Annotated in this window: 3 protein-coding genes and 1 pseudogene; all 4 read left to right on the top strand. The window is 52.8% G+C overall.

The features are described 5' to 3' along the window. Positions 1-162 precede the first annotated feature (162 nt). Positions 163-351 carry a hypothetical protein gene (locus tag QZ506_RS16120; protein ID WP_291972451.1) on the top strand — a complete coding sequence of 63 codons (189 nt, stop codon included), beginning with the start codon at positions 163-165 and terminating at the stop codon, positions 349-351. Between the two features lie 29 nt (positions 352-380). Beyond that, positions 381-1586: an HlyD family efflux transporter periplasmic adaptor subunit gene (locus QZ506_RS16125; protein WP_291972453.1), complete on the top strand. Its 1206-nt coding sequence runs from the start codon at positions 381-383 to the stop codon at positions 1584-1586. Positions 1587-1678: 92 nt separating this feature from the next. Further along, positions 1679-2401 carry an MFS transporter gene (locus QZ506_RS16130; RefSeq protein ID WP_291972455.1) on the top strand — a complete coding sequence of 241 codons (723 nt, stop codon included), beginning with the start codon at positions 1679-1681 and terminating at the stop codon, positions 2399-2401. A 122-nt stretch (positions 2402-2523) separates the two neighbouring features. Beyond that, a pseudogene (locus tag QZ506_RS16135) lies at positions 2524-2788 on the top strand (transposase); the annotation flags it as partial.

Genomic DNA, 2788 nt, shown 5'->3' on the forward strand with positions numbered 1-2788 from the left:
GCAGGCTTTTGATACGTTACCGAGTTCTTCGGCGAGATTGAGCAGGCCGGCTTTGTGTTTGATAATGGGATTGTTAGTATGAAGCATGAGAGTTACCTCGCGTTTTGTTTAAGGATCAGACACCCATATCAAAACCGGTAACTCTCAAACTTTCAAGGTCCAGTGTCAGATCTAGTCGCGACTAATACAGATAAACGCTATCGCGGTGGCCTGGCGACCTATCTCGATGTCCTGACAACAGAGGACGCCATGCTGGATACCCAGCGCGTATTAGTGAATTTGCAATCACAGGCCTTCTCACTTGACGTTTCATTAATCCACGCGTTAGGCGGCGGATTTGATGCTTCTTAATCCTCTCTCGACTTGCAGGAAGTTTTTCTATGTCACAGCGAAATAATGACTCTGCCACGCCTGCGGCGGACACACATTTTCATGCATCGCGCGCGGCGTCATCGCGTAAAAAAGGGTTTATGGGATTGGCGGCTGCGGTGGTTATCGCCGCGGGCGGCTACGGCGTGTTGTATGCGATGGTGGGGGCGCGCTATGTCGCCACCGATAACGCCTACAGTGCAGCGGAAGTGGCTGAAGTGACGCCTTCGGTAACCGGCATTGTGCAGGCCGTGAATGTGGTGGATACGCAGTGGATGAAGCAGGGAGACGTGCTGGTACAACTGGATGACACCGATGCCCGGTTGGCACTGGCGCAGGCCGAGGCGATGCTGGTGCAATCGCGGCGGCGTGTGAGCAGCTACATGGCGACCAACGAGGGATTGGCCGCGCAAGTCAAGGCGCGGGAAGCGGATGAAATGCAGGCGCAAGCGCGGCTGGTAGCGTCACAGGCTGACTTCACCAAAGCGCAGGTGGATTTAACGCGGCGCGAGGCGCTGGCAAAGTCCGGTGCGGTATCCGGTGAGGAATTAACAAACGCACGTAATGCTATGACCCAGGCTGAATCTAACCTCAATGTCGCCAAAGCGGCGGCGGCGCAGTCGGTGGCCAATCGCTTATCGACCATCGGTGCGAAAAAAGCCAATGCGGCGTTGACCATTGATGCCACGGTGGAAACCAACCCAGAGGTGATGCTTGCGAAAGCCAAGGTGGAACAGGCTCAGGTGGATTTGGCCCGCACCATTATCAAAGCGCCGGTCGATGGGGTTATTGCCAGACGTCAGGTACAGATTGGTAAACGGGTACAGAACGGCGAGCGCTTGATGACGGTGGTGCCGTTGCACGATGTGCATATCGACGCCAACTTTAAAGAGGTTGAACTGCGTCACGTGAAAATTGGTCAACCTGTTGAAGTTACGGATGATATTTATGGCGACAAGGTGGTGTATCACGGTGTGGCGAGCGGTGTCTCTGGCGGCACAGGCTCAGCGTTCTCCATGATCCCAGCGCAAAATGCAACGGGCAACTGGATCAAAGTGGTTCAACGTCTGCCGCTGCGTATTACGCTGGACAAGCAGGAACTGGCGAAACACACGCTACAGGTTGGCTTGTCAATGATTGCTACCATCGATACGCATAACACCTTGGATCTGGCGGCATCGGGCCATGAAGGCCTGACAACGGCCCGCCAGGATTAAGGCACATAACCATGAGCCACAACACTACGCAGAATACCTTTCCGTAGCCGTTGACCGGCGCCGCGCTCGTCATAGGGACCCTGTGTCTGGCGATGGCCAATTTTTTGGTCATTCTCGATACCACCATCGCCAACGTCTCTGTGTCGAATATTGCCGGGAGCCTGGGGACGTCAACCAGTCAGGGAACTTACGTCATCACATCCTACGCTGTGGCGGAGGCTATTTCTGTTCCTCTGACTGGTTGGCTGGCTTCCCGTTTTGGTGCCCTGCGGGTTTTCGTGATTTGTCTGCTGATGTTCGGCGTATTTTCAACGCTGTGCGGGATGGCGACCAGTATGAATATGCTGGTGCTGTTTCGCGTCTTTCTGGGTTTTTCCTGCGGGCCGTTGATGCCGCTGTCTCAGACGTTTATGATGCGTATTTTCCCGAAAGATAAAAGCCACGTTGCCATCGGCATTTGGAGTATGACCACCCTGGTTGCCCCGATTATGGGACCGATTCTCGGTGGCGTTATCTGCGATCAGTTTAGCTGGCACTACATCTTTATCTGTAAGACGCCCTTTGCTATTGCGGCGGGTTTTATGTGCTGGAAGATGCTACAACGTTATGAAACGCAGACGGCAAAATCGCGCATTGACGTTGTGGGACTGGTGTTGCTGGTGGTTTGGGTGTCCGCCTTGCAGATCATGCTCGATGAAGGCAAGGATCATGACTGTAGCGCTTGCCGCCGGTGGCTGCAATGGCAACCTGTTTGCCGGACGCTAACGGAGGGTCTTTTGTTCGACAATGCGCTAAAGGGAAAAAATAATGGGTGATGCTACTGCGTTGCCGAAAAGTTTCAAATACCGAGACAAAAAATAACAGGTGTTAGATCTATATACCCGTGATCATTGAAGATGCTTGATTTTACGCGGTAAGAAGATCATGCTCACCCACTATGAAGATATTTATTACCGACAAGCAAAAAGCCTAACTCGAACACCTTCATGACACCAGTCGTGATAAGCGTGTTTGTGATCGCATCAAAGCCGTCCTGCTGGCCTCCGAAGGCTAGAGTTCTACGATGATTGCGCAAGCTCTGCGTCTGCACGAAACGACGGTAAACCAACATATCAACGATTACGTCAACACTCGCAAACTTAAACCTGAAAACGGTGGGTCTGCAAGTCGGCTTTGTGCTGAAAAGACTGCGCTCTTAATCA

Origin of the sequence: Candidatus Symbiopectobacterium sp. (assembly GCF_020054415.1) — a bacterium.
Lineage (GTDB): Bacteria > Pseudomonadota > Gammaproteobacteria > Enterobacterales > Enterobacteriaceae > Symbiopectobacterium.